At 66.6% G+C, this 26,258-nt stretch carries 18 protein-coding genes; 13 read left to right on the forward strand and 5 right to left on the reverse strand.

Going from position 1 to position 26,258, the window contains the following annotated elements:
• Positions 1 to 62: 62 nt before the first annotated feature.
• The 9 genes from QXZ94_RS15630 to QXZ94_RS15670 all read left to right on the forward strand — a co-directional run bounded on the left by QXZ94_RS15630 (position 63) and on the right by QXZ94_RS15670 (position 15,923).
• Complete coding sequence (locus tag QXZ94_RS15630; protein ID WP_315721156.1) at positions 63 to 1,328, forward strand: class I SAM-dependent methyltransferase; 1,266 nt, start codon at positions 63 to 65, stop codon at positions 1,326 to 1,328.
• Positions 1,329 to 1,487: 159 nt separating this feature from the next.
• On the forward strand, positions 1,488 to 2,330 hold the full coding sequence (locus QXZ94_RS15635; RefSeq protein WP_172112718.1) for an ABC transporter permease: 843 nt from the start codon (positions 1,488 to 1,490) through the stop codon (positions 2,328 to 2,330).
• Positions 2,331 to 2,354: 24 nt separating this feature from the next.
• On the forward strand, positions 2,355 to 3,104 hold the full coding sequence (locus QXZ94_RS15640; RefSeq protein WP_172112717.1) for an ABC transporter ATP-binding protein: 750 nt from the start codon (positions 2,355 to 2,357) through the stop codon (positions 3,102 to 3,104).
• A 42-nt stretch (positions 3,105 to 3,146) separates the two neighbouring features.
• Positions 3,147 to 4,223 carry a glycosyltransferase family 2 protein gene (locus QXZ94_RS15645; RefSeq protein ID WP_172112716.1) on the forward strand — a complete coding sequence of 359 codons (1,077 nt, stop codon included), beginning with the start codon at positions 3,147 to 3,149 and terminating at the stop codon, positions 4,221 to 4,223.
• Entirely contained in the window at positions 4,220 to 6,331 is a 2,112-nt protein-coding gene (locus QXZ94_RS15650; protein WP_315721157.1) for a TIGR04372 family glycosyltransferase, read from the forward strand. Before QXZ94_RS15645 ends, QXZ94_RS15650 begins: the two co-directional genes overlap by 4 nt.
• A 199-nt stretch (positions 6,332 to 6,530) precedes the next feature.
• Entirely contained in the window at positions 6,531 to 9,419 is a 2,889-nt protein-coding gene (locus QXZ94_RS15655; protein ID WP_315721158.1) for an NF038122 family metalloprotease, read from the forward strand.
• 282 nt (positions 9,420 to 9,701) lie between these two features.
• On the forward strand, positions 9,702 to 13,622 hold the full coding sequence (locus tag QXZ94_RS15660; RefSeq protein WP_315721159.1) for a S8 family serine peptidase: 3,921 nt from the start codon (positions 9,702 to 9,704) through the stop codon (positions 13,620 to 13,622).
• Positions 13,623 to 13,758: 136 nt separating this feature from the next.
• Positions 13,759 to 14,916 (forward strand): glycosyltransferase family 4 protein, encoded by a 1,158-nt coding sequence (locus QXZ94_RS15665; RefSeq protein WP_315721160.1) that lies wholly within the window; start codon positions 13,759 to 13,761, stop codon positions 14,914 to 14,916.
• Entirely contained in the window at positions 14,913 to 15,923 is a 1,011-nt protein-coding gene (locus QXZ94_RS15670) for a glycosyl transferase (RefSeq protein ID WP_315721161.1), read from the forward strand. The genes QXZ94_RS15665 and QXZ94_RS15670 overlap by 4 nt, the downstream gene beginning before the upstream one ends.
• Here the strand turns inward: QXZ94_RS15670 and QXZ94_RS15675 are convergent.
• The 4 genes from QXZ94_RS15675 to rfaD are packed head-to-tail and all read right to left on the reverse strand — an operon-like array spanning position 15,909 to position 21,590.
• Positions 15,909 to 17,822, reverse strand: a complete 1,914-nt coding sequence (locus tag QXZ94_RS15675; RefSeq protein ID WP_315721162.1) for an SDR family NAD(P)-dependent oxidoreductase — start codon at positions 17,820 to 17,822, stop codon at positions 15,909 to 15,911. The genes QXZ94_RS15670 and QXZ94_RS15675 overlap by 15 nt on opposite strands.
• Positions 17,819 to 19,102, reverse strand: coding sequence for an O-antigen ligase family protein (locus tag QXZ94_RS15680; RefSeq protein WP_315721163.1), 1,284 nt, complete (start codon positions 19,100 to 19,102; stop codon positions 17,819 to 17,821). The genes QXZ94_RS15675 and QXZ94_RS15680 overlap by 4 nt, the downstream gene beginning before the upstream one ends.
• The gene (rfaE1, locus tag QXZ94_RS15685) at positions 19,099 to 20,571 is read right to left on the reverse strand and encodes a D-glycero-beta-D-manno-heptose-7-phosphate kinase (RefSeq protein WP_172132985.1); all 1,473 of its coding nucleotides are present in this window, start codon (positions 20,569 to 20,571) and stop codon (positions 19,099 to 19,101) included. The genes QXZ94_RS15680 and rfaE1 overlap by 4 nt, the downstream gene beginning before the upstream one ends.
• A gap of 38 nt (positions 20,572 to 20,609) precedes the next feature.
• A complete protein-coding gene (gene rfaD / locus QXZ94_RS15690; RefSeq protein WP_315721164.1) occupies positions 20,610 to 21,590 on the reverse strand; it encodes an ADP-glyceromanno-heptose 6-epimerase in 981 nt (326 codons plus the stop codon).
• A 149-nt stretch (positions 21,591 to 21,739) separates the two neighbouring features.
• Between rfaD and waaF the strand changes: the two genes are divergently transcribed.
• Genes waaF through QXZ94_RS15705 form a run of 3 tightly spaced genes read left to right on the forward strand, consistent with a single transcriptional unit; the run spans position 21,740 to position 23,986 of the window.
• Positions 21,740 to 22,804, forward strand: a complete 1,065-nt coding sequence (gene waaF / locus QXZ94_RS15695; RefSeq protein ID WP_315721165.1) for a lipopolysaccharide heptosyltransferase II — start codon at positions 21,740 to 21,742, stop codon at positions 22,802 to 22,804.
• A 57-nt stretch (positions 22,805 to 22,861) separates the two neighbouring features.
• On the forward strand, positions 22,862 to 23,458 hold the full coding sequence (locus QXZ94_RS15700; protein WP_315721166.1) for a D-sedoheptulose 7-phosphate isomerase: 597 nt from the start codon (positions 22,862 to 22,864) through the stop codon (positions 23,456 to 23,458).
• A complete protein-coding gene (locus QXZ94_RS15705) occupies positions 23,459 to 23,986 on the forward strand; it encodes an HAD family hydrolase (RefSeq protein ID WP_315721167.1) in 528 nt (175 codons plus the stop codon). It abuts the gene before it with no gap.
• Here the strand turns inward: QXZ94_RS15705 and QXZ94_RS15710 are convergent.
• The gene (locus QXZ94_RS15710) at positions 23,968 to 25,017 is read right to left on the reverse strand and encodes a glycosyltransferase family 4 protein (protein WP_315721168.1); all 1,050 of its coding nucleotides are present in this window, start codon (positions 25,015 to 25,017) and stop codon (positions 23,968 to 23,970) included. The two genes, QXZ94_RS15705 and QXZ94_RS15710, sit on opposite strands and share 19 nt — an antisense overlap.
• Before the next feature lie 127 nt (positions 25,018 to 25,144).
• Here QXZ94_RS15710 and galE point away from each other — a divergent pair, with 127 nt between their 5' ends.
• Complete coding sequence (gene galE, locus QXZ94_RS15715; RefSeq protein WP_172112702.1) at positions 25,145 to 26,158, forward strand: UDP-glucose 4-epimerase GalE; 1,014 nt, start codon at positions 25,145 to 25,147, stop codon at positions 26,156 to 26,158.
• The last annotated feature ends 100 nt before the right edge of the window (positions 26,159 to 26,258 follow it).

Raw genomic sequence — 26,258 nt, forward strand, 5'->3', positions numbered from 1 at the left:
CCGCAAATTCCTCTTCGGCCGACATCCCGCCTGCGGGATCGCCAACCCAGGATCGACACGTCATGCAGCACGTCAAGCACAAGACCGATTGCCGCCTGTGCGGATCGACCTCGCTCGATCACGTGCTGCCGATCAGGCCTTCCGCGATTGGCGACGCGTTCGTGACGGCGGACCGGCTGAGCGAGAAGCAGGATCTCTACCCGCTCGACTGCTATCTCTGCCTGAGCTGCGGGCACTTGCAGAATCTCGACGTCGTCGACCCCGACATCCTGTTTCGTGACTACACCTACCGCACCTCGGTCTCGCTCGGCCTGGTCGAGCATTTCAAACGCTACGCGCAATCCGTGGTCTCCACGCTCGGTATCCCCAAAGGCAGCCTGGTTGCGGAGATGGGCAGCAATGACGGCTCGCTGCTGAAGGCGTTCAAGAACGAAGGCATGCGGGTACAGGGCATCGACCCCGCCCGCGACATCGCCGCGACCGCCACGGCAGAGGGCGTGCCGACGATCCCGGATTTCTTCACCAGCGCGCTGGCTGCCCGAATCAAGGCGGAACAGGGCGAGGCCAAGCTGTTCTGCGCCAACAACGTGTTCGCCCATATCGACAACATGTCGGACGTGGTGAAGGGCATCCGGCTGCTGCTCGCCGACGACGGCGCCTTCGTGTTCGAGGTCTCCTACATCGTCGACATGATCGACAACATGGTGTTCGACACCATCTACCACGAGCACGTCTCACACCACGCGCTGATCCCGCTTGAGACCTTCCTGAACCGACACGACATGACGCTGTTTCATGTCGAACGGACCGGCACCAAGGGCGGCTCGATCCGGGCCTTCGCGCAGCCGAAATCGACCGGCCAGCGGCCGCGCTCGGCGGAGCTGTCGAAACTGATCGCCGAGGAGGAGCGGCGCGGCGTGACCAAGCCGCAGATCTACCGCGACTGGTTCGTGGCCATCGAGGACTGCAAGCGCAGGGTGCTCGCTTATCTCGACCAAGCCATCGCTGCCGGCAAGCTCGTCGCCGCCTATGGCGCCTCGACCACCACGACCACCCTGCTCTACCATTTCGAGCTCGAGGGCCGGGTCAAGTTCATCGTCGACGACAACCAGCTCAAGCACGGCCGCTTCAGCCCGGGCGCCCACATCCCGGTGCTGCCCTCCAGCGAGCTCGCCACCCGGAAGCCCGACGTCGTGGTGATTCTCGCCTGGATCTATGCCGACCCCATCCTGAAGCGGAATCAAGCGTTTCTGGATGCCGGCGGCCGGTTCCTGGTGCCGCTGCCGGAGCCCCGGATCGTCGATGCCTCAGGATCGGCCGCAATCTGAGCAGCGGCCCGGACGGTGGTGGCCGCCTTCGAAGCTGCCCTGTTGACAGTCCCTGCGTAACATGGTCCAGCAAGCGCGGCGATCGGCCGCCGGCGCGCGCGGAGATGGCCGCTTTCGTCTGGCAGGCCAGATACTTACGGCATTCGCGAGGTAGCAGGAATGACCACCTTGACCGATGGACAGGTCGAGCGCTTCGTGGTTGCGGATCAGCGTCGCGTCTCCTGGGCAAGGTGCCGCGAGGACATTGCTCCGTTCATCACCCGCCATGTGACCTGGCGCGCGCTCGCAGCCGGCGACATCCGCTCGAAATACCGCCGTACCATGCTGGGCCCGTGGTGGATCACGGCCACCAATGCGATCACGGCGCTGATCATGGGCGCGGTGGCCGGTCGCTTCCTCGGCGCCGACATGAAGACCTATCTGCCGCATTTCATGGTCAGCATGACCATCTGGAACTTCATCGCCTCCTCGCTCGGCGAGTCCTGTTACACGATGATCAATGCGGGCGGCATGATCAAAGCGGTGGACATGCCGATCCTGATCCACGTGATGCGCATGGTTCAGCGCAACCTGATCATCTTCCTGCACAACATCGCCATCATCCCCGTCATCTGGCTGATCTATCCGTGGTCGATCGGCTTCGTCAGCCTGCTGAGCCTGTTCGGATTGGCCCTGGTCTACGTCTTCATCGTCAGCCTGACCACGATCGTGTCCATGATCTGCGTGCGTTACCGCGACGTACCGCCGGTGATGAATGCGATCATTCAGCTGCTGTTCTTCATCTCACCGATCATCTGGGCGCCAGGACAGATCAAGGGCGGCACATTCATCGTCGCGCTCAATCCGATCGCCTATCTCCTGGCCGTGACGCGCGACCCGCTGATGGGCATCGTTCCCAGCCTCGCAAGCTGGGCCGGCGCGATCGGATGCGTCGCCGTCTTGACCGCCGCCATGGTCTATATCTACACGCGCTATCGCTCGCGCGTCGTGTACTGGGCCTGATGTTCAGGCCATCCGGGATCCCTCATGCCTCTGATTGAAGCCAAGCAAATCGGCATCGAATTTCCGGTCGCGCCGCCGAACGCACGATCCTTCCGGCATCTGGCCATCAAGGCGGCGTCCCGCGTCGGTGGCCGGGTCTCGAAGAACGAGGGCTCGTTCCAGTTCGTTCAGGCGCTCGACGACATCAGCTTCACCCTGAAACACGGCGACCGGCTCGGCCTCGTCGGCCACAACGGCGCCGGCAAGACCACGCTGATCCGCGTGCTCGCCGGGATCTACGAGCCGACGCGCGGCTCGTTGCGGGTCGTCGGGCGCAACGTTCCGATGTTCGACATCGGACTCGGCATGGATGAGGAGGCCTCCGGCTACGAGAACATCCGCACCCGAGGCCTGATTCTGGGGCTGTCGCCCGAGGAGATCGAGCAGCGCGTGCCGGAGATCGCCGAGTTCGCCGAGCTCGGCGACTATCTCGAGCTGCCGATCCGGACCTATTCTTCCGGCATGCTGCTGCGCCTGGTGTTCTCGATCGCGGCCTCGATCCATGGCGACATCATCCTGATGGACGAGTGGATCGCGGTCGGTGATGCGCAGTTCCGCAAGAAGACCCATGGTCGGCTGCAGGAGATCACGAACCGCTCGGGGATCGTCGTGCTCGCCTCGCATGATCATGGCCTGCTGCGCGACACCTGCAATCTCGGGCTCTATCTCGACGGCGGCCGCGTGCGCGCGTTCGGCGCGCTGGACGACGTTCTGAAAGAGCTGCCCAAGGTTTGAGCGGCCAGGCTCGACAGCATGCGGCAGGAAGCTCGCCGAACCATGACCACGACGACCGCCAGCGCCGCCTCTCCGACCGTCCCGACCGTCACGCTGGTCGTCCCGAACTTCAACCATGCCCACTACCTGTCCGAGTCGCTCGGCAGCATCGCGAACCAAACCCGCGCCCCGGACCGCGTCATCATCATCGACGACTGTTCGACGGATGACAGCATCGCGGTGATCTCACGCTTCCTGGCCGACCGGCCGAGCTGGCGGCTGATCCGCCACGAGATCAACCAGGGCGTCGTACGCGGCCAGAACGAAGCGCTGGCCATCGCGGACACCGATTGGATCGGCTTTCTCGGCGCCGACGACGCGCTGCACCCGACCTATCTCGAGAAGGCGATGGCGCAGGCCGCCGATCACCCGGACGCCGGCCTCATCTTCGCCTGCTGCGAGATCATCGGGCCGAACGGGCCATCTGCAAGACGCATGCTGCGGCCGATCATGCTGCCGGCGTCCGCCTCCACGATGCTGGCGCCGGCGGACGTCCGCCGCATCCTGCGCGTCGGCGACAACTACTTCTCCGGCACCACATCGCTCTATCGCCGCAGCGCATTGCAGGCGCTGGGCGGGTTCGACGTCAAGCTCGGCTCTTTCTCCGATGCGTTTCTGGCGCGACGGCTGGGGCTGACCTATGGGTGCTACTTCATTGCCGATGCGCTGGGCTATTGGCGCATTCACGGCCAGAATTATTCGACGGCGACGGCCACCGATCCAGCCTCGCTCAATTCCAAGCTCGCGGAGATCGGCACATTGATCGCTGAAAGCCAGCTGTTTCCGCAAGGCTATGGCGCGCTGTTCGCGCGGCGCAACCGCTTCGGAGCCGCGCGAACCGTGCTGGGCGGCGATACGGCGCCGTCGGCCAAGGCGGCGCGCGTGTCCGCCCTGCTCGGCGGCACGATGCTCGATACGCAGCTGCTGCGGCTGACGTTGAGCTTCGGAGCCATCGGCCGTGTTGCCGCGCTGGCCTGGGTGACCCTGCGGACGCGGCCGATGTCGCTCACGCGCCTGCTCGCCCAGACCGCAGCGCGACGTTCGATCATCTCGGCGACGCCGGGCTACCGCGCACGATGACGGTTCGTGCGCCCATCGGCTCGCTTCGGCACCGCCTCGGCAAGCGGCAGGCGACCACGGCCTCGATCCGCGTCGTTCCACCGAGACAACCATCACCGCAGCCGCCGCGAAGCCGTTGGTCGCCGAGAACCTGGCTGACCACATCGGCGTTTCGCCTCTACGCGTTCCTCAGCGCGAGACGCCGGCAATTGCTGCCGCTGACCACCCGCGCCGCAAACATCGTCGACAGCAGGCTCATCGTCGCCCCGGCCGGCGCCAGGTTGCTGCGACTGATGGATCGGCAGCTGGCAAAGGGCTCGCGTGTCGGCGGGCTGCTGGCCCGCTTGATCTCGACGTCGCTGGCGGCGGCCGCTCAGGTCCATCTCGCTGCGAGCCGCAAGCCGAGCGCGATGCGTGCGGTGCGCGTGTTGAACCTGATCTTCCGCGGCCAGGTCCGATCCCGCGCCGGAATCGGCGCCCAGGCCTATTTCACCACGCTGGCGCTGTGCAGCGCCTATGACCGGATCGTGCGCGAGGTGCCGCGGCCGGAGACGATCGACAGCTTCGCGATCAATTTCGCGGTCGGCGTCGCCCACATGTATCGCGGCAATCTGCCGGTGGCGGCCCATTTCCTCACAGCCGCCGCAGCCTCGGACGACGGCAACGCGTTGCGCAAGCTCGGCGCCGTCCATGCCTTGGCCGGCGACCACGCCCGAGCCGCCGCCTGCTTCGAGGCATCGGTCGCGCGCGATCCCCGCTCCGTGATGGCGCATCAGAACTATGCTGGCGGCTACGATCCGTCGACCTACACGCCGAGCGCCTGGGAGCTGGAGAATGCCGGCGAGCTGCTGATCTACGATAATCTGATCCAGCTCGGCGAGAACTTCTATCACCAGGGCCGCTACGACGACACGTTCCGCAGCTACCAGGCGGCGCTCGATCACCAGGATGCGCTGGCGCGCAAATGGTCGATTCCCGAGACGCTCGTGCAGCGCATCGCCGCCTCCAGCAGCATCTTCGATCCGACGCTCCCAGTGCGGCTGCTCGGCTACGAATGGGTGACGCTGATCGGCCATGTCGGCTTCATCGATTGCCATTTGCGCATGGCGGCGCTGGGCATGCTGCCGCGCGCCAACTACGTGCTGCTCGCCCCGCCCGGCAAGGTGGTCAACCAGCCGTTTCTCAGGCTGTTCGCGCCGCATGTCACGATCATCGAGGAGCCCGCGCTCGTCGACGATCTGCTTCCCTATCAACGGCTGGTCGGCGACCAGTTCATCGCGGTGCGCGGCCAGAATGGCGTGGCCGAGCCGTGGGCCCACGCGGCCTCGCGCGCGCAGGTCGCCTGGGCTGCGCAGCAGCGCGGCCCGATCGTGAAGGTGCCGCCGGAGCTGATGAAGGCAGGCACGGCCCGACTGCGCGCGGCGGGCGTCACGGCGAGCTGGTTCGTCGCGATGCACATCCGCGAGGGCGGCTATCACGGTGACGGGCCGGGCACCACGCGGCAGCATCGCTCCGCCAATGTCGGCGACTACCTCGCCGCCATCGCTCACATCGTCGCACGCGGCGGCGTGGTCGTGCGCCTCGGCGACCGCAGCATGACCCCGCTCAGCGAGGTGCCCGGCGTGTTCGACTATGCGCATAGCGACATCAAGTCGGCGGAGATGGACCTCTATCTCTGCGCGGCCGCGCGTCTGTTCGTCGGGACGACGTCGGGGCTGACCACGGCGGTGCAGGCGCTGGGAACGCCGATGCTGCTCGTCAACTGCATCTCCAACGACTGTCAGTTCTGGCACGAGCGCACCGACTTCACCGTGCGTCCGGTCTACGACCGGCGCAACAGGCGCTATCTGTCGCTGAAGGAAACCTATCGCCAGCCGCTGCAGGCGCTGCTGATCGACACCGCCGTGCTGTCGCGCCATGGGCTCGAGATCCACCCGAACAGCGCGCAGGACATCACCGACGCCGTTCGCTACAAGCTCGACTGCCTGGACGATGCCGGCAGATCGCTGCGCGCGGGCGGGCCCCTGCTCGATCGCTATCACGCAGCTCTCGCTGGCAACCCCTATAATTTTGGTGCTGCCTTACCAGTGCCGGCATTTCTCGACCGGCTGCCGGAACTGCTCGGTTGAACGTGCAAGCGAGCCTTCGTTCAATGGACGCCCGCAGCAGCCATCGCCAGTAGTTTTCCTGTCCCTCGGAAGAGCCATTAACCTTCGGGCAAGACGATCGGCCTGATAGGTAGGTCTAGCACGGTCGCGAATCGCACGCTGCGCGATTCGGAATTGACGATCTGTGCTCCGCTCGATGCGAATGGCAGGAACCGACGCAATGCCAGGGCAGTTACAGGGCTCCCCGATCGCAGACCCCTACGACGCAGGGGTCGGCCCACCTCCGTCGAATCCCGTCGAGCTTCCGGAAGAGGCCGTCGAATCGCTGCTCGCGCAGGGCGATTTCGCCGGTGTCGGTGCCGTTACGGCGGTGAGCGCCGGCGGATTGACGATCAACCTGTTGTTCGACACCGCCGCGATGAACGCGCCCGCGAGCTTCCGGGCCGGCATTCAGCAGGCGGCGGCGATCCTCACGTCGGTGATCTCGGATCGGATCACGGTCAACATCAAGATCGACTATAGCGGCGTCGGTGGCGGCGCAGCAGCGGGCCCTGACGGCGGTCAGTGGATGACCTATTCCAGCGTCAGGTCCAACCTGATCAACTATGCCAGCCCCGGCGATACCACCTTCAACGCCTTGCCGGCCGGTTCCAGCATCCAGGGGCAGTCCTATGTCGCGGTCTGGAACACCCAGCTGAAGCTGTGGGGCGGGCTCGGCGCCAACGACACGACCACCGACGATGGCAGCGCGACGTTCGCGACCGATATCAATCCGAACCTCCTGGTCGGCGTGGCGCTGCACGAGCTGACGCACGCCTTCGGCCGCGTGCCCTACGGGCCGCAGCCCGACATCTTCGACCTGTTCCGTTTCTCCAGTCCGGGCGTCCGGCTGATGACCGGCGGCGCAACGGCGGGCACGGCCTACTTCTCGCTCGATGGCGGCACGACGAAGCTGGCGGATTACGGTCAGTCCTCGGATCCCAGCGACTTCCTGAACAGCGGTGTGCAGGGAGCGAATGATCCCTTCAACGAGTTCTACACCTACAACACGCTGCAGACGCTGACGGCGGTGGATCTCAAGCAGATGGATGCGCTCGGCTTCCATCTCATCTCCGCCACGCCAGTCACGATCGAGGCTCTGGGATCGATCAGCCTGGTTCAGCTGGGCATGAGCTACTTCCTCAATCCGGTCGGCGGCGGCACCGGCCCGCAGATCAAGTTCGGCGGCAGCATCGTCCAGCCCGGACAATTGGGCGGCTGGGCCCCGATCGCGGCCGAGACCAGCGGCAGCGGCTACCAGGTTGCCTGGAAGATGTCCGGTGCCGACCTCTATACGGTCTGGAACCTCGACGGCAGCGGCAATTACACGGGTAACCCGATCGCCGGCATTTCGGGAAGCTCGGCTGCGTTCGAGGCGTTCGAGCCGCTCTTTCATGAGGACTTGAACGGCGACGGCACGATCGGTGTACCGACCACGGTCATCGAGGCAATCGGTTCGACCAGTCTGGTTCAGTCCGGCAACGGCTACTTCCTCAATCCGGTGGGCGGCGGCACCGGTCCGCAGATCAAGTTTGGCGGCGCCAATCTCGTGGTCGGTCAACTCGGCGGCTGGACCCCGATCGCTGCCGACGTCGTCGGCAGCGGCTATCAGATCGCCTGGAAGATGACGGGGGCCGACCTCTACACGGTCTGGAATGCCGACAGCAGCGGCGCCTATATCGGCAATCCGATCGGGGCCCTCAGCGGCAGCAACAGCGCGCTGGAAGCGCTCGAACCCAACCTCCACCAGGATCTCAACGGCGATGGCACGATCGGAATTCCAACCGTCGTGATCGAAGCGCTGGGATCGACCAAGCTCGTCCAGTCCGGATCGACATACTATCTGAATCCCGTGGCCGGCGGCACCGGACCACAGATCATGTTCGGCGGCAGCGTCGTTACCGTCGGTCAGCTCGGCGGCTGGGCCCCCATTGCCGCCGACGTCTTCGGTAGCGGCTATCAGATCGCCTGGAAGATGGCCGGGGCCGACCTCTACACGGTTTGGAATGCCGACAGCAGTGGCAGCTACACCAGCAATCCGATCGGGGCCCTGAGCGGCACCAATAGCGGCCTGGAAGCGCTGGAGACCAACCTCCACCAGGATTTGAACGGCGACGGCACGATCGGCATTCCGTCAGCCGTGATCGAGGCGCTGGGATCGACGAGCCTGGTGCAGTCCGGCTCGACCTATTTTCTCAATCCGGTCGGCGGCGGCACCGGGCCGCAGATCATGTTCGGCGGCAACGTCGTCACCGTCGGTCAGCTCGGCGGCTGGAGTCCGATCGGCGCAGAGGTCTCAGGCGGCGGCTACCTGGTCGCCTGGAAGATGGCGGGCGCCGATCTCTACACGGTCTGGAACACCAACAGCAGCGGCGCTTATGTCAGCAACGCAACCGGCGCCGTTCCCGGCGGCTCGGCAGCCCTCGAGACGCTCGAGACCAGCTTGCACCAGGATCTGAACGGCGACGGTACGATCGGCGTGCCGTCTCACGTCGTGGCGAGCACGCAATCCCTGACGTCCGCGAGCAGCCCCGACGTGATGCTGACGCTGTCCGGCAGCTTCAGCGGTTATCTGGTCGGCTTCGGCGGCACCGGCGATCAGATCGACCTTGGCGGCATGGCCTATGCGTCGCTGCAGACGCATTTCGACGCCGGAAGCGGGCTGCTGTCGCTTCGCGACGCCACAAGCAGCACAGCGCTGCACTTCCTCGGTCCGCTGTCCGAGGACAGCTTCCACTTCAGCGATGACGGCCACGGCGGAACGATGATCTCAGGCGCCCCGGGTCCCGCAAGCGGCACTGCGCCGCAATCCGTCTCTTTGGCCGGACACGACACCTTCGTCTTCGCCGAGCATTTCGGACAGGTCAGCATCGCCGATTTCACCCTGGGCAGCGACACGATCGTCGTCAGCCACAACGTGTTCGCGAGCCAATCGGCACTGTTGGCGTCGATCCATGACGATGCGGCCGGCAACGCGGTCATCACCGACGCGGCGCAGGACAGTATTTCGATCCAGCATGTCACGACCGCGGACCTGCTGGCCCATCTGTCCAGCTTCCATCTCGTCTGATCGGACCACACCGCTCATCTGCGCCTGCCAAAGACGCCTGATTGAGCGACCTTCGCCGACGACGAAGCGGCCTGGGGCAAAGCCCGGCCAGCCGACGCCGACAACCGCCGCCATGAACGCCACCGGCGGTTGAATTCAATCACACAAATCGAACCGTGACATATGGCCGACGGCGCCATTCTTCAGTAACATTTTACACAAATTCGCAGGGCATCACTGCGCGATGCTCAACTTTCATCTCTCCTGTCGGACTCCGGGGCGGGATCAACAATAATTTCATGCATGCTGTACGAATCTGATCGCGCCGAGGAAACGTCCCACCGCTGGCGAGAGGCCGCTCAGTCCCTGATGTTCGATCCCGTTGCCGGCGGGCATCACACCCCTCTCGAGCCTGCAGCGGATGCATCCGGCGCCGGCGATGTCTCCGCGCCGGTCGTCAGGCCGATGCCGCATCGGCCGGCCGATTCGGCGCCAGCGCAATCGACCACGGACTCTCCGGCTGAAGCGACGAGCCAGGCCAGCGGCATCACCTCCCATGCCCATGGTGAGACGATGGTGTCGATCGGGCAGCTGTCGGAAGTGACGGTGCAGGCCCAAACGTCGGGTTACGATGCGGCCGGCCAGACCGTCTGGACGGCGGTTGTCACCAGCTCCACCTGGCAGATCAGCCAGGAAACGTCGTTCAATCCGCCCGCACTGGCTGCGGACGCCGCCGCCGAGACCGCGCATGCCGCCGCACAGAGCTTCGGCTCAGGCGGATTCATCATCTCGACCGCCGCCCAGATGTGGTACGGCGCCAGCGCATCGCTGCAGGCAAGGTCGCTCGGCGGGTCCGAACAGGTCGCATCGGGCGAGACTGGACCGAGCGGCAGTGTCCATACGTCGATACAGGACGCGGTGGCCGAAGCCATCACCTCGGCGGTCTCGGGACAGGCCGCAAACGGCGCACAGATCGTGCAGGCGCTCGGCGGAAACTCCACGGGCGTGACCGGCGCCGGCATCAAGATCGGCGTCCTCTCGAGCAGCTTCAACAATCTCGGCGGCGCCGCGGCGGACGAAGCCAGTGGCGAACTGCCATCCGCCTCCAAGATCCAGATCCTGAAGGACGCGCCGTCCGGCGGATCGGACGAAGGCCGTGCGATGATGCAGATCATCCACGACATCGCGCCCGACGCCAGCCTGGCCTTCTACACGGCGACGCAGAGCGAGCAGGACTTCGCCGCCGGCATCATCGCGCTGGCCAATGCCGGCTGCAAGGTCATCGTCGACGACGTCAGCTACACGGATGAGCCGTTCTTCCAGAACGGCATCGTCGCCCAGGCGATTCAGACCGTTCAGGCCATGGGCGTGACCTATGTGACCTCGGCCGGCAACAACGGAAGCTCGGCCTATCAGACGTCCTGGACGTCGACCTCCGGCAGCATCGGCGGAAATTATTTCGCCGGCAATGCGCTGAGCTTCGGCGGCAATGTCGCGCAAACGATCACCGTGACCGCGGGCGCCCGCCTGCTCGTGCAATGGGACCAGCCCTGGGGTCAGGCCGCGTCGCACCTCGCAGTCAGCGTGTACAAGGACGGGCAGTACCTCGGATACGCTCCCAACTACAACCAGAATCCGTTCATCGGCTTGCAGTTCGGGGTCTCCGGCACGTACCAGATCGTGATTGCAGACGTGTCGGGTCCCACGCCGTCCACGATCAAGGAGATCCTGGCCGGCAATGGTCTCTCGGTCTCCATCAGCGGCGCCAATGCAGGCACGGTTTTCGGTCACGCGATGACGCCGGGAGTGATCACCGTCGGAGCCGTCAACAGCGCGTATACGCCGGCCTTCGGCTATACCCCCGTCCCGGAAAGCTTCTCGTCATCGGGAGCCGGGACGGAAATCCTGTTTGCCAATGACGGCACACGCCTCACGACGCCGCTGCAGCTCAGTCCTGTCGTGGTCTCCGGCATCGACAACATCGCGACCACGGTCTCGGGCTTCAGCGCCTTTTACGGCACGTCTGCAGCCGCCCCCAGCGTTGCCGCGATCGCCGCCTTGATCCTGACGGCCAACGCAACTCTGAGCTACGCCGACGTCTCGGTGATCCTGCAGCAGACCGCCATCCCGATGAGCAACCAGGCGGTGGCCGGAGCGGGCCTGGCCCAGATCAATCCAGCCGTCAGCTCGGCTCCGTACTATGCCAATACCGTCATCGAGGCGCTCGGATCGATCAGCCTCGCGCAGGTCGGCGTCATCTACGATCTCAACACCGTCGGTGGCAGCACGACGGTGGCGTTGCGGTTCAACGGTGCCAACGTCGTCGTTCACCAGCTCAGCAACTGGATGCCGATCGGCGTCGAGTCCAATGGCAGCGGCGGCTATCAGGTCGCGTGGAAATTCCAGGGCCAGGATCTCTACACCGTCTGGACCGTGGACGGCAGCGGCAACTACACCGGCAACGCGATCGGCGGCGTCTCCGGCGGATCGGCGGCGTTCGAAGCATTCGAAACGTCATTCAGTCAGGATCTCAACGGCGATGGCACGATCGGCCTTGCCAGCACCGTCATCGAGGCGGTGGGGACGACGAGCCTCGTTCAATCCGGCAACAGCTATTTCCTCAATCCCGCCGGTGGCGGCACCGGACCACAGGTGAAGTTCGGCGGCTCCGCGGTCGCGCCGGGACAGTTGGGCGGCTGGACCCCGATCGCGGGCGAGGCCGTGGGCGGCGGCTATCAGATCGCCTGGAAGATGACGGGCGCCGACCTTTATACGGTCTGGAACGTCGACAGCAGCGGCAACTACACGGGCAATCCCATTTCCGCCGTCAGCGGCAGCAGCGCCGCGTTCGAGTTGCTGGAGACGAATTTCCAGCAGGATCTGAATGGCGACGGGACGATCGGCATTCCGAACACCGTCATCGAAGCGGCCGGATCCACTAGCCTGGTGCTGGCCGGATCGAGCTATTTCCTCAACCCCGTCGGCGGCGGCACCGGTCCTCAGGTCATGTTCGGCGGCAGTCTCGTCGTCGCCGGACAGCTCGGCGGCTGGCAGGCGATTGGCGCGGAGGCCACGGCGAGCGGTTACCAGATCGCCTGGAAGATGGCCGGCGCCGACCTCTACGTGGTCTGGAACACCGATAGCAGCGGCAACTATGTCGGCAACGCGACCGGCGCGGTTTCAGGCAGCGCCGCCTCGCTCGAAGCTCTGGAGGCCAGCTTCCACCAGGACCTCAATGGTGACGGCACGATCGGGGCCCCGAACGTGACGCCGAGCGTGACCGTCGTCGAAGCCTTGGGGTCGACGAGCCTGGTGCTGTCCGGCACGACCTACCTGATGAATCCGCTCTCCGGCGGCACCGGCCCGGAGGTCAAGTTCGGCGGCAGCGTCGTCGTCGCGGGCCAGCTCGACGGCTGGGCGGCGATTGCAGCAGAAACGTCCGGCAGCGGCTACCAGGTGGCCTGGAAGATGGCGGGGGCCGATCTGTACACCGTCTGGAACACCGACAGCAGCGGCAACTATGTCAGCAACGCCATCGGCGCGACATCGGGCGGCTCCGCCGCGCTCGAGCAGCTCGAGACCGGTTTCCAGCAGGACCTGAACGGCGACGGCACGATCGGTATCCCGGCGTCCAGCAGCTCCGTGGCGGCAAGCGCGCAGGCCGTGACGTCGAGCGCGGCCGACGTGGTCCTAGCCTCGCCGTCCTTCAGCGGCGAGCTCGTCGGATTCGGCAGCACCGGCGATCAGATCGACCTCACGAGCATCGCCTTCACGTCGCTACAGGCCCACTTCGATGAAACCAGTGGGGTGCTGTCGTTGAGCGACGGAACGAACAGCGCATCGCTGCACTTTATCGGCTCCCTGTCACAGGACAGCTTCCACTTCGCGTCCGACGGCCAAGGGGGCACGTTGATCTCCGGCACGCGAACCGCCGCGGCAGCTACAGGCGGCACGGCATCCCCTTCGGTGTCACTGGAGGGGCACGACACCTTCGTCTTCGCCCCGCATTTCGGGCAGGTCACGGTCTCGGACTTCAACGTCGGCGCCGACAAGATCGTGTTCAGCCAGAGCATCTTCGCCGACGCCTCCGCACTGCAGTCGGCGATCCATGAGGATGCTGCGGGCAATGCCGTGATCACCGATGCGGCGCTGGATACGATCACGATCCAGCACGTGTCGGCGGCCGATCTGTTGGCCCATTTGTCGAGTTTCCATCTGGTCTGAGACCGGAGTTCCGAACCGCTGGCGGCGGGCGGTATTCAAGCCATGGCAAAGCAGATCATGGCAAGGCAGATAACGGCTCGCGCAAGGCCCGCTCTTGGCCTATACGGCGCTTCGACCGCCTGAGACCGTGAGTTTGATGCCCCCGCCCCGCTCCCCCCAGCCGCGCCGCCTGCTCTACGTGGCCAACGAGGATTTCGCCTTTCTCATGCATCGCCTGCCGATGGCGCGTGCTGCGCGCGACGCCGGCTACGAGGTGCATGTGGCGACCAACGTCAATGCGGGCGCGGCCGCAATCGCGGCCGAGCGCTTCGTCCTGCACCCGATCCCGTTCCGGCGCGGCGGCCTGTCGCCGGCTTCGGCCCTGCCCACGGTCCGCGCCATCCGTGCCGTCGAGGCCGCGATCAGGCCTGACGTGATCCACCATTCCGGACTGCAATCGAGCGTGCTCGGCTCGCTGGCCGCGCTCGGAAAGGCCACGCCGGTCGTCAACGCCATGACCGGGCTTGGCTACATCTTCACGTCGTCGAGCTGGCGCTCGCGCCTGCTCAAGCAGGGCCTGCTGTGGCTGCTGCCGCAGCTGATGAACCGGGCGCCGAGCTGCGTGTTGGTGCAGAATCCGGACGATCGCGACGCCCTGCAGACCATGGGCGTCCGGGCCGACAAGATCACGCTGATCCCAGGCTCCGGCGTCGACACCGAGCGCTTCCAGCCGCTGCCCGAGCCGGCCGGACCGATCACGTTCGGCTTCGCCGGACGTCTGCTGACCGACAAGGGGGTCCGCGCCCTGGTCGCCGCGCACCGCCTGCTGCGCCAGCAGGGACACGACCATCAGTTGCTGATCGCCGGCTCGCCTGATCCGGCCAACCCGGCCTCGGTCTCGGCCGAGGAGGTTGCTGCGTGGCGCAGCGAACCCGGCATCACCCTGCTCGGCCAGATCAAGGACATCACCGAGCTCTGGCGGCGCTGCCACATCGCCGTGCTGCCGTCCCATCGCGAAGGGCTACCGGTGAGCCTGCTGGAGGCCGCCGCCTGCGGCCGGCCGCTGGTCTCGACCGATGCGCCCGGCTGCCGCGAGATCGCGATCCCCGACCAGACCGGACTTGCGGTACCGGTCGAAGATTCCGCTGCGCTGGCGGAGGCGATGGCGCGGCTTGCCGCCTCGCCCGAGCTGCGCGCGCGTTACGGACGCGCCGCACGACAGCTCGTCGAGGACAAGCTCTCGGCCAGGATCATCGGGCGCTCGGTGGTGGCGCTCTATGATCGTCTCGCCTCGGCGTCGGGCGCGCCGAGATGATCGCCGATCCCGCCGCCATTCTCGTGGGCATCGCCCTGCTCTCGGCCGCGATGTGCGCCGTGCTGATCGTGCTGCTGCGCCCGCTGTTGCAGCGCTACGCGCTGGCGCGGCCGAATGCGCGCTCCTCGCACAAGATTCCGACGCCGCAAGGCGCAGGCATTGCGGTGGTCGGCGCGACGCTCGTGGTCGGCGGTGCGTTTGCCTCGGTGATGGGCTTTGCACCGCTGCTCATGCTGTTCATCGCGGTGCCGCTGCTGGCGCTGATCGGCCTGGTCGACGACGTCAGGCCAATCCCGGTGCTGCCGCGATTCGTCCTGCAGGGGCTCGCCGTCGCCCTGGTCGTTTTCACCGCACCGGACGACCTCCGGCTGTTTCCAATTCCGCTCGCGCTCGAACGCAGCTTGCTGCTGATTGCCGGCCTCTGGTTCGTCAACCTCGTCAACTTCATGGACGGGCTCGACCTGATGACGGTGGCGGAAGCGGTGCCGATCACGGTGACGCTCGTCCTGTTCGGCTTGTCCGCATGGCTGCCGTGGCCGGCGACCGCAATCGCCGCGGCGCTGGGCGGCGCGATGCTCGGCTTCGCGCCCTTCAACCGTCCAGTGGCGAGAGTCTTTCTCGGCGATGTCGGAAGCCTGCCGATCGGGCTGCTGCTGGGCTGGTGCCTGCTGCATCTGGCCTGGCAGGGATACGTCGCCGCTGCGCTGCTGTTGCCGCTGTATTATCTCGTCGATGCCACCCTCACCCTGCTGCGGCGCATCGCACGGCGCGAGCCGTTCTGGGCCGCACACCGCACGCATTTCTACCAGCGCGCCACCGACAACGGCTTCACCGTCGCCGGCGTGGTCGGCGAGGTGTTCGTCCTCAACATCGTCCTCGCTGCCCTCGCCGGCGTCTCGATCGCGTCGGGCTCCATGGCGATCGATGCCATTCTGATCGTCACCGGCCTCGCGGCGGTTGCTGTCGTGCTCCGCCGCTTTTCGCGTCCGCGATCAGGCGGCGCTTGAGCCGAACTCCGGCACGGCATCCTTCAGCACCGACTTGATCGTCACCGGGTCGTTGCGCGCGATCGCCTGATCGAGCGCCGCGATCCACGCCTTCAGCGTCGGCATCGGCGGCTCGTTCGGCGTCGCCGCCATGACGCCGGCCACGCCGATCTCGACCGGCGGCTCCTCGCTGGCAAACAGGATCTCGTTGAGGCGCTCGCCCGGACGGATGCCGGTGAACTTGATCTCGACGTCGTAGCCCGGCTGCAGGCCCGACAGGCGGATCATGCGCTCGGCGAGCTCGACGATGCGAACGGGCTGGCCCATGTTCAGCACATAGACCGAGACGTCCGGCCGCTGCGGCGCCAGCGCATGCGACGCCGCGGTGATGACGAGGTCGCAAGCCTCGCGGATGGTCATGAAGTAGCGCACCATGTCCGGGTGGGTGACGGTCACCGGACCTCCGGCCTCGATCTGGGCCTTGAACTTCGGCACCACCGAGCCGTTCGACGCCAGCACGTTGCCGAACCGCACCGAGATCAGCCGCATCGGCGGCCGGCCCGCCGGCCGCTCGGCGAGTTGCCGATCGAGCGCCTGACAATACATCTCGGCGAAGCGCTTGGTGAGACCGAGCATCGAGACCGGCTCGATCGCCTTGTCGGTCGAGATCATCACCATCGCCTCGGCGCCTGCGGCCACCGCGGCGTCGGCCACGTTGATCGAGCCGAAGATGTTGGTCTTGACGCCCTCGCTCCAGTCACGTTCGAGGATCGGCACGTGCTTCAGCGCGGCGGCGTGAAACACCAGGTCAGGCTTGAACTCGCCGACCAGCGCGAACACCCGGTCGCGATCGCGGATGTCGGCGATGCGGCCCTCGACGGCGACATTCGCCTCGCTGTCCGCCGCGAGCACCTCGGTGATCGCGTAGAGTGCCGGCTCGGAGTTCTCGAGAATGAGCAGCCGCGCCGCACCGAACGCCACGACGCGTTGGCAGATCTCGGCTCCGATCGAGCCGCCACCGCCGGTCACGACGACCGCTTTGCCCCGCACCAGCGCCTCCAGCCGGCCGTAGTCGATCTTCTCGCTCGGCCGCAGCAGGAGATCCTCGACGGCAACGGGGGCCAGCCGCGGCGCATCACCGCTCTCCAGCGACGGCAGGCGGCTGACGATCAGGCGCAGTCGGCGCGCCCGCATCAGAAAGGTCTCCGGATGGCAGTCTGGCTCGAATGCCGTCGGCATCATCAGCGCGCGCGCGATCGGCCGCTCGCGCCGGGCGAAATCAGCCGCAACGTCCTCCACGTCATCGATGCCGCCGAGCACGGGAACGCCGCGGATCAGCTGTCCACGATCGGCCATCGACGGCGACAGGATCCCGATCGGCCAGATCCGCTTGACCGCGCCGCTCTCGATGCCCCGCAGCACGACCTCGGCATCGGCGGCACGCCCGATCAAGAGCGCCGGTGCAGCGTCCTCGGACCTCGCATGCCTCCGCACCCGCGTGTAGCGGAAATAGCGATAGGCAAAGCGCAGTGCGCTCAGACCGAAGATCTCCAGGAACCAATAGAGGATGATCGTCAGCTTGCCGAAGAAGAAGCTGCCGCGGACATTCGGCGCGACGATGATGTAGTCGAGCACCAGCAGCGCCAGCGTCAGCACGGTGGCGACGCGAACGATGTTGAGGGCATCAGGCAGCGAGATGAAGCGCCACTTCGTCGTCAGCAGATTGGAGAAATAGAAGACCACGAAGCTGAAGGCGATGAAGTAAGGCAGCAGCTGCAGCAGCAGCGGCACCCGCTCCCAGAACGTGCTGGCGCCTTCGAAGCGGATGTAGAACGCCGCGAACAGCGCGACGACGCTGACCACAAGGTCATGCGCGGCGATCAGCAGGTTGCGGGAGGTCAGCTGGGACAGACGTGTCATGGCGCGAGCGGCCCCTGCGCCACGTCCGGCTTCGTCCGTGATCGCAGCACCATGCCGCCGGCCACGCCGACGCCGATCACGTACATCCATCCCTCGTGAAAATCGAAGATGTGGGAGTTGAACAGCGAAGTGAAAATGTTCTGCACGACCACGAGAAGCCCGATCCACGGCACGAGACCATCGCCGCGGAACAGCAGCAGATGAGCAGCCCACATCGCATAGAGAATGACGACCCCGAGCGTCCCCCATTGGACGGCGACGTTGAGCGTCTGGTTGTGCGGATTGCCGACCACGGTGCTGCCGGCGAGATCCGTGCGGCCGCTCGCGGCCAGCTCGAACAGATGCCGCGTGGAGCCCGAGCCGTGCCCGATCAGCGGGGCATCGGCGAAGAAGCGCAGGGACTTGCGCCAGAACTCCAGCCGCTCGCCGATCGACGTGACCCCGCGATCGTTCCGGTAGTCCTGATACTGCGTCGTGAAGGTCGCGACCTTGCTCTGGAATTGCGGCGAGACGAACCAGGCGGCCAGAGCAAGCACGAGCGCGCTGACGGCGATCATGAGGTTGGCGCGCCATTTCAGGTGGATCAACCCGAACACGGCGAGCAGAATCGGAATCGTCACCAGCGCGGTGCGCGAGACGACGATGAAGATCATGTTGGCCAGGAAGGCGAACATGATCGCGGTGAGAACGCCGGCCGGCACGAAGCGGCGGGCGCGCAACAGCTGCGCGATGGGATAGGCCAGCGCGACGGCGCAGAGCGAGAATTCCTGGCCCTGATCGATGTAGTTCTTCACGAAGATGCCCCGATCGGCGTTGGCTTTCAGCGCCAGCGCCGGATTGAACGCGACCGCCGTCGACATCACGACCATCAGCACGCAGGAGGCGAGAAAGGCGGAGAACACCCACAGGCCACGCTCGGAGCGCTGGAAGTGATAGAGCAGCGCCGGCAGCACCAGGAGCTTGGCTGCCGGCCCGACCGCGTAGAGCCGCACGCCCCAGGCTGCGTCAGACCACAAGGTCCCGACCAAGGCCAGCACGAACAGCGCGATCGGCGCCAGCGCGATCGGCTGCTTCAGAATCTTCAGCAGGCGCTCGATATCGAGATACGGCACCATCGTGATCAGCATGACGACGCCGAGGATCGACACCAGCGATGTCGACCATGGCAGCGACGCCGCCAGCAATATCGCCACGACGTCGACGGTGGTGCGCCACGCCGCGGGATCGCGCCACCGGCGCGCCAGCAGCGCCGGGCCGGGATGACCTGCGAGCGCGCTCATCGCACCTCGCTCCGGGCGCGGTCCACCAGCGCAGTCGTGCTGTGTCCCCTGAGGATGTCGATCAGGATCACCTCGCCGCCCGCCGCTTCGACGACCTCGTGTCCGACGACCTGCTCGCGCGTGTAGTCGCCGCCCTTGACCAGCACGCTCGGCCGCACGAGCTCGATCAAGCGCAGCGGCGTATCCTCGGCGAAGATGGCGACCAGATCCACGGCCTCCAGCGCAGCCAGCACCTCGGCGCGGGCCCGCTCATCCTGCACGGGCCGGCTCTCGCCCTTCAGCCGCTTGACCGAGGCATCGCTGTTCAGTCCGACCACCAGGCGGTCGCAGGCGGCCCGCGCGGCCGTCAGCACCTTCACATGGCCCGGATGCAGAATGTCGAAACAGCCATTGGTGAAGCCGACGCGCAGGCCCTCGCCTCGCCAAGCGGCGACGCGAGCCGCGAGCTCGCTATCGCTCTCGATGATTTTCTCCTCGGCCGCACGATAGGCATGCGGCAGAATCTTCCGGCGGAGCTCAGCCGAGGTCACGCTGGCTGTGCCCTGCTTGCTGACGGCCACCGCCGCTGCCGCGCTCGCCATCCGCAAAGCGTCCTCCCAGCCGGCTCCGGCCGCCAGCGTCGCGGCGAGAACGGCCACCACGGTGTCGCCGGCGCCGGAGACGTCGCGCACCTTGACCGGGTAGGCCGGCACGTGAATCGGGTTGGCCTGCCGAGGCACCAGCGTCATGCCGCGCTCGCTCTGGGTGACCAGGATCGCCTCGCAGTCCGCGAGATAGATCGCATCCTGCGCCGCGACCGCAATCTCCTGCTCCGTTTCGGCGCGGCTACGGGTCGCTTCGGAAAACTCCTTGCGGTTCGGCGTGAGCACGCTGGCGCCGCGATAGATCGCGAGATTTGCGCTCTTGGGATCGACGATCACGCGCTTGCCGGCCTTGCGCGCCGCGTCGATCACGTTGCGCAAGACGCGCGCCGTCAACACGCCCTTGGCGTAATCCGACAGCAGCACGATGTCGGCACGCGCAAGCAATGGCAGGATGGCCGCAATCAGCTTCTGTTCGATCTCACCCGATGCCGGGGCGGCGCGCTCCCAGTCCGCGCGCAGCATGTGCGTGGAGAAATGCTCGGACACGAAGCGCACCTTGCGGGTCGTCGGCCGCGACGGATCGCGCACCAGCACGCTTTCGATACCCGCCTCCTTGGCGAGCTCGGCCCCGAGCTGGTCGCCGGCCGAGTCCTGGCCAATCAGGCCGACGAAGATGCAGCGGGCGCCGAGCGCGGCAATGTTGCGCGCGACATTGCCGGCGCCGCCGATATTGATCTCGCTGCGCTGGACCGCGATCACAGGCGCAGGCGCCTCGGGTGAAATCCGCGAGACCTCGCCGTAGACGAACTCGTCCAGCATCAGGTCACCGACGCATAGCACCGTCTGGCGGGCGATCGCTTGCGAGAGATCGTCGAAGTCGAACATCAGCGGCAGTCTCGGTGCAGGTGGTTCAATGTGGGCGTCTAGCGGAAGCGGTCGGCGGAATCGAGGTAGTCCCGGACATAGCCGGCGACCGCATCCTCGAGCGGCGTGAAGCCGCCGTTGTAGCCGGCCGCCACGAGGCGGTCGACCTTGCTCTGGGTGAAATACTGGTAGCTGCCGCGAATCGCCTCGGGCATGTCGACATACTCGATCCGGGGCGTCGTTCCGATGGTCGCATAGGCCGCCAGCATCATGTCCTTGAAGCTGCGCGCCTGGCCGGTGCCGACGTTGAACAGGCCGGAGACCGATGGCGAGGCGAGGAGCCACAGCATCACGCGCACGACGTCGTCGACATGGATGAAATCGCGGCGCTGGTCGCCGTCGGCGATCCCCTCTCGATGCGACTTGAACAGCTGCAGGGTGTGCCCGGCCTTGATGTCGTCGAAGCGGCGGGTCAGCACGCTCATCATCGATCCCTTGTGGTACTCATTGGGACCGAACACGTTGAAGAATTTCAGGCCGGCATATTGCGGCGGCAGCCGCTCGCCGCGCGCGGCGCGCGCTGCGACCGCCATGTCGAACAGATGCTTGCTCCAGCCATAGAGGTTCATCGGCCGCAGCGTCTTGAGCGCCGCGAGCGAGGGATCATCGTCGAACCCCTGCGCGCCATCGCCATAGGTGGCCGCCGAGGACGCGTAGATGAACGGCGTCAGGTTGGCCGTGCACCAGTCGAGCAGTTGCAGCGAGCTGCGAAAATTGCGCTCCATCACGAGATCGCCGTCGGTCACGGTGGTGGCGGAGATGGCGCCCATGTGCAGGACGGCGTCGAGCCGGCGGCCTCTGAGCCATTCGGCAAGCTCGGATGGCGGCACGACATCCGCCAGCTGCCGCTTGGCCAGATTGCGCCACTTGCCCTCGCTGCCGAGCGTGTCGCAGACGACGACGTCGGTGCGGCCGGCGTCGTTGAGCGCCGCGACCAGATTCGATCCGATAAAGCCGGCGCCGCCGGTCACCAGCAACATTGCGCAACCCGTCCTGATCCCGAAAAACCCGGCCCTCGCGTAGCGCATGCGAGGGGAAAGTGTAAGCGCTTTGGTGACGGCCAGGCCCGGCCCACTTTACCTGCGGCGGCCGAGCGGCTACCAGCGCCGCGGAGCCAGGCAGTCAAAGAATGAACTTGAATTCGTCCAAGATCGAGGTCGACACGGCGGACACCAGCCCGATCCTGATCATTCCCTACATGTGGATCGGCGACTTCGTCCGTGGCCACACCGTGGTGCGGGTGCTCAAGGAGCGCTGGCCGAATCGCCCGGTGGACCTGCTCGTCACCTCGCTGTGCGCGCCGCTGGTCGAATACATGCCCGGGGTCCGCGCCGGCATCGTCTGGGACCTGCCGCGCAGCCGGCTGGCGCTCGGCCGGCAGTGGCAGCTCGCCAGCCTGTTGCGCGAGCGCCACTACCGGACCGCGCTGGTGATGCCGCGGACCTGGAAATCGGCGCTGGCGCCCGCCCTTGCCGCCATTCCGGAACGGGTCGGCTTTGTCGGCGAGGTCCGCTTCGGCTTGCTCAATCGCTGGCGCTGGGGCGAGAAGGCGCTGCCCCGCTTCATCGACAAGAACGCCGCCCTCGCCTTGCCCGACGGCGCGCCGCTGCCGCCGGAATGGCCGGTGCCGCAACTGCGGGTACCGCAGGGGGACGTCGCGCGCTGGCGCGAGGCCAATGGCCTGGGGAACCGGCCGGCCGTTGCGCTGGCGCCGGGGTCTGTCGGCGCCGCCAAGCGCTGGCCGTTCTACGGCGAGGCCGCCCGGTTGCTGCTCGAAGCCGGCCTCGACGTCTGGGTGGTCGGCGGCCCCGGCGAGAAGGCGCTGGCTGCCGAGATCGTCGCGACTGGCGGCCCTGCTGTCCGGGACCTGACCGGAACTGATCTGCGCAACGGCATCCTGGCCATGGCCGCCGCCGGTGTCGCCATCTCCAATGATTCGGGCCTCATGCACATCGCCGCGGCGTTGGGGACGCCGACCATGGGCATCTTCGGCCCCACCAGCCCGTACCATTGGGCGCCGCTGAACGGTCTGGCCGCGACCGTGCAGACCAAGACCCAGGTGCCCTGCCAGCCTTGCCACCGCCCGGTCTGCCGGATGAACGACCATCGCTGCATGCGCGACATCCCGGCCACCGATGTCGCCGCCATCGCCCGGCGCGTGCTGGCTGACGCGGCGATCCCGGTCGCGCCCTAGCTTGCGCTGGGGCATCGTGCCCCATACACCAGCCCCATCGCCACCCGAGCCATCATCGTGACCTGCGCACCGGACGACCTGATCGCCAGCCATCTCGCCCGCTCCCGCGCGGCGATGGAGCGCGCGGCCGGCGATGCCGCGATGCTGGCCAGCGCCGGACGGATCGCGGCTGAGATCGTCACGGCGCTGCGCGGCGGCCACAAGCTCCTGATCGTCGGCAATGGCGGCAGCGCGGCGGATGCGCAGCACATCGCCGCCGAGATCGTCGGCCGCTACAAGCAGGAGCGGCCGGCCTGGGCGGCGATCGCGCTGACCACCGACACCTCGGCGCTGACCGCGATCGGCAACGATTACGGCTTCGATCAGATCTTCGCCCGCCAGGTCGAGGGGCTCGGCGCACGGGACGACGTGCTGCTGGCGATCTCGACCTCCGGGCGCTCGCCGAGCATCCTCAATGCGCTGCGCAAGGCGCGCGAGCGCGGGCTGGTCACAATCGGCTTCACCGGCGCCAAGGGCCTTTCGATGGGCGATCTCTGCGACGAGCTGCTGGTCGCGCCGAGCGACGATACGCCGCTGATCCAGCAGATCCACCTCGCCACCGCACACGGCATCTGCGAGGCGATCGAGGCGGCGCTGATGCGGGACGAGACCTAGATGACCACCGCTCCCCTGAAGCCGGCGGCGTTTCTCGACCGCGACGGCGTCATCAATCATGACGACAACTATATCGGCTCGCCCGAGCGCATCCGCTGGATGCCGAACGTGGCGGCTGCGATCCGGCGGCTCAATGAGGCCGGTTATCACGTCTTCCTGTTCACCAACCAATCCGGCGTCGCGCGCGGGCTGTTCAGCGAGGACGACGTGCTCAGCCTGCACGACTGGATGCGGGCCGAGCTTGCGGCGCAGGGCGCAGTGATCGACGACATCCGCTATTGCCCGTACCACACCGAGGGCTCCGTCGCGGAATATCTGCGCGAGCATCCCTGGCGCAAGCCGGCGCCGGGCATGATCCTCGATCTGATGCAGCACTGGCCGATCAGGCGCGAGGGCAGCTTCGTGATCGGGGACCGCGCCTCCGACATCGCGGCCGCGGAAGCCGCCGGCCTGCCCGGCTTCCTGTTCGCCGGCGGCGACCTCGATGCGTTCGTCGCCGAGGTCATCGCTCAGACCAATCCGCGATAGACCGCGGCGATCTTCTCCGCCTCGGCCTCGAGGCTGAACCTTTCCACCACGCGCGTCCGCGCCCGCTCTCCCATCGCGCGCGCCGCGGCCGGATCCCGCATCAGCGGCTCGAGCGCTGCGACCAGCGCGTCGACGTCGCCCGGCGGCACCAGCTTTCCCGTCACGCCCTCCTCCACCACGATCTCCGCAGCACCTGCGCGCGCCGCGACCAGCGCAGCGCCGGCGGCCATGGCTTCGATCAAGGTCAGGCCGAAACCTTCGTTGCGCGAGGTGAAGGCGTAGATCGTCAGCCGCTGATACCAGCGCTGGACCTCGGCGATGTCGAGCTCGCCGGTGATGACGATGCGCTGCTCGAGGCCTGCGGCGGCGATCTGCTTCCTCAGCTCGGCCGCGAACGGCATCTGCTCGGGCGTCACGGCGCCGACCAGCACGGCGGAGAAATCCGGATGGCGCGGCAAGAGCCGGCACATCGCCGCGACGAACACGTCGCTGCCCTTCTGCGCGCGCACGCGGCCGAAGCAGCCGATGGCGTATTTGCCGGGAAGGCCGCTCTCGGCAAACGCCGTGGCGCGATCGGCCGGCGGCGTGTAGACCTCGGTGTCGACGCCATGCGTGATGACGGTCGCCGCGCGCTTGAGATAGGACGCGGAGATGTCGCTGGTGGCGATGATCGCGTCCATGCGGCGGATCAGCCAGCGCGTGATCCAGCTGTGATGGCGCTGCGCGGCCGAGGTGAACACCAGCTTGAACGGCCAGCCGAGCGCGCGCAGGAGCACGCCGATGATCATCTCGTCATTGCGGCGCGCGTGCCAGATCAGCGGCCGGCGCCGGCGCCAAACGGCAAGAAGATCGCGCGCGGTCATCCGCGCGATCCCCTCCGGCGCGTAGGTGCCGAGCCACGCCGCACGCACGAGTTTCGCCAGCTTCGGCGCCACCATGCGGTTGGTCGCCGTCACGCCGGAATAGCGCCGGTGCAGGTTCGGCACGATCACGTCGAGATCCCCAGCGGAAAAAGGCTCGGCTTGCACCATCAACTCCAATTGTAGCGGTTCCCTATACGCAACATTAAGCACGCCCGCCAGTTCGCCATTCCCGCAACAGGTCCTTCATTTCGGCGGCGTTAGTCTGCCGCAAAACAAACAGGGATCGCGTCAAGCAATGACCGTGCTCGTGACCGGCGGCGCCGGCTATATCGGCAGCCACATGGTGCTGGCGCTGGCGGAAGCCGGCGAGAGCGTCGTGGTGATCGACAATCTCTCCACCGGCTTCTCCGGCTTCGTGCCCGACAGCGTGCCGCTGTTCATCGGCGATGCCGGCGACGAGAACCTCGTCGACGGCGTCATCAGCCAGCACGGCGTCGACAGCATCATCCATTTCGCGGGCTCGATCGTGGTGCCGGAATCGGTGCGCGATCCCCTGCTGTACTACCGCAACAACACCATGACCACGCGCAGCCTGCTGAATGCGGCGGTCAAGCGCGGCGTCAGCCGCTTCATCTTCTCCTCCACCGCCGCGGTCTATGGCAATCCGGAGCAGATCCCGGTGCCCGAGACCGCGCCGACGCGGCCGACCTCGCCCTATGGCAGCTCGAAGCTGATGACCGAGATCATGCTGCATGACGTCGCCGCGGCGCACGATCTCAACTACGCCGTGCTGCGCTATTTCAACGTCGCTGGCGCCGATCCGCACGGCCGCATCGGCCTCGCCTCGGTCGGCGCCACGCATCTGATGAAGATCGCGATGGAGGTCGCGACCGGCCAGCGCGCCAAGATCGACGTCTACGGCACCGATTATCCGACGCCGGACGGCACCTGCGTCCGCGATTTCATCCATGTCAGCGACCTCGCCCAGGTGCACCGCGCCGCGCTGGCCTATCTGCGCGGCGGCGGCAGCTCGGTCACGCTGAATTGTGGGTATGGCCGCGGCTATTCCGTGCTCGAAACCATCGAGGCCGTCCGCCGCGTGTCCGGCCGGGCCATTCCGGTCCAATACGGGCCGCGCCGGCCGGGCGACATGATGGCCATGGTCGCCGATACCAGCCGTTTGAGGGCGCTGCTCGACTGGACGCCGGCCTATGACGATCTGGAAACGATCGCCGCCCACGCGCTGGCCTGGGAGCAGAAACTGTTCCTGGAACGCCACAGCGATCAGGAGCAGCGGGCCTCGGCCTAGAATCAACGACTTAGCAGAGCGACGGGGGGCTTGAAAAAGCCGCCCCGAGCGGGCAAGCACACTTGACCGCCCGGCGATTTGCCCGCGCGGCCAGGGACCA

This window comes from Bradyrhizobium sp. SZCCHNS2022 (assembly GCF_032377575.1).
GTDB lineage: Bacteria > Pseudomonadota > Alphaproteobacteria > Rhizobiales > Xanthobacteraceae > Bradyrhizobium > Bradyrhizobium aeschynomenes.

Bases quoted from the DNA above. Each gene is read 5' to 3' on its own strand.
- waaF (WP_315721165.1), top strand. From the start codon at position 21,740: ATGAACTTGAATTCGTCCAAGATCGAGGTCGACACGGCGGACACCAGC.
- QXZ94_RS15630 (WP_315721156.1), top strand. From the start codon at position 63: ATGCAGCACGTCAAGCACAAGACCGATTGCCGCCTGTGCGGATCGACC.
- QXZ94_RS15655 (WP_315721158.1), top strand. From the start codon at position 6,531: ATGCCAGGGCAGTTACAGGGCTCCCCGATCGCAGACCCCTACGACGCA.
- QXZ94_RS15635 (WP_172112718.1), top strand. From the start codon at position 1,488: ATGACCACCTTGACCGATGGACAGGTCGAGCGCTTCGTGGTTGCGGAT.
- QXZ94_RS15710 (WP_315721168.1), bottom strand. From the start codon at position 25,017: ATGGTGCAAGCCGAGCCTTTTTCCGCTGGGGATCTCGACGTGATCGTG.
- QXZ94_RS15670 (WP_315721161.1), top strand. From the start codon at position 14,913: ATGATCGCCGATCCCGCCGCCATTCTCGTGGGCATCGCCCTGCTCTCG.
- QXZ94_RS15640 (WP_172112717.1), top strand. From the start codon at position 2,355: ATGCCTCTGATTGAAGCCAAGCAAATCGGCATCGAATTTCCGGTCGCG.
- QXZ94_RS15680 (WP_315721163.1), bottom strand. From the start codon at position 19,102: ATGAGCGCGCTCGCAGGTCATCCCGGCCCGGCGCTGCTGGCGCGCCGG.
- QXZ94_RS15665 (WP_315721160.1), top strand. From the start codon at position 13,759: ATGCCCCCGCCCCGCTCCCCCCAGCCGCGCCGCCTGCTCTACGTGGCC.
- QXZ94_RS15645 (WP_172112716.1), top strand. From the start codon at position 3,147: ATGACCACGACGACCGCCAGCGCCGCCTCTCCGACCGTCCCGACCGTC.
- rfaD (WP_315721164.1), bottom strand. From the start codon at position 21,590: ATGTTGCTGGTGACCGGCGGCGCCGGCTTTATCGGATCGAATCTGGTC.
- QXZ94_RS15705 (WP_315721167.1), top strand. From the start codon at position 23,459: ATGACCACCGCTCCCCTGAAGCCGGCGGCGTTTCTCGACCGCGACGGC.
- QXZ94_RS15650 (WP_315721157.1), top strand. From the start codon at position 4,220: ATGACGGTTCGTGCGCCCATCGGCTCGCTTCGGCACCGCCTCGGCAAG.
- galE (WP_172112702.1), top strand. From the start codon at position 25,145: ATGACCGTGCTCGTGACCGGCGGCGCCGGCTATATCGGCAGCCACATG.
- QXZ94_RS15660 (WP_315721159.1), top strand. From the start codon at position 9,702: ATGCTGTACGAATCTGATCGCGCCGAGGAAACGTCCCACCGCTGGCGA.
- rfaE1 (WP_172132985.1), bottom strand. From the start codon at position 20,571: ATGTTCGACTTCGACGATCTCTCGCAAGCGATCGCCCGCCAGACGGTG.
- QXZ94_RS15675 (WP_315721162.1), bottom strand. From the start codon at position 17,822: ATGACACGTCTGTCCCAGCTGACCTCCCGCAACCTGCTGATCGCCGCG.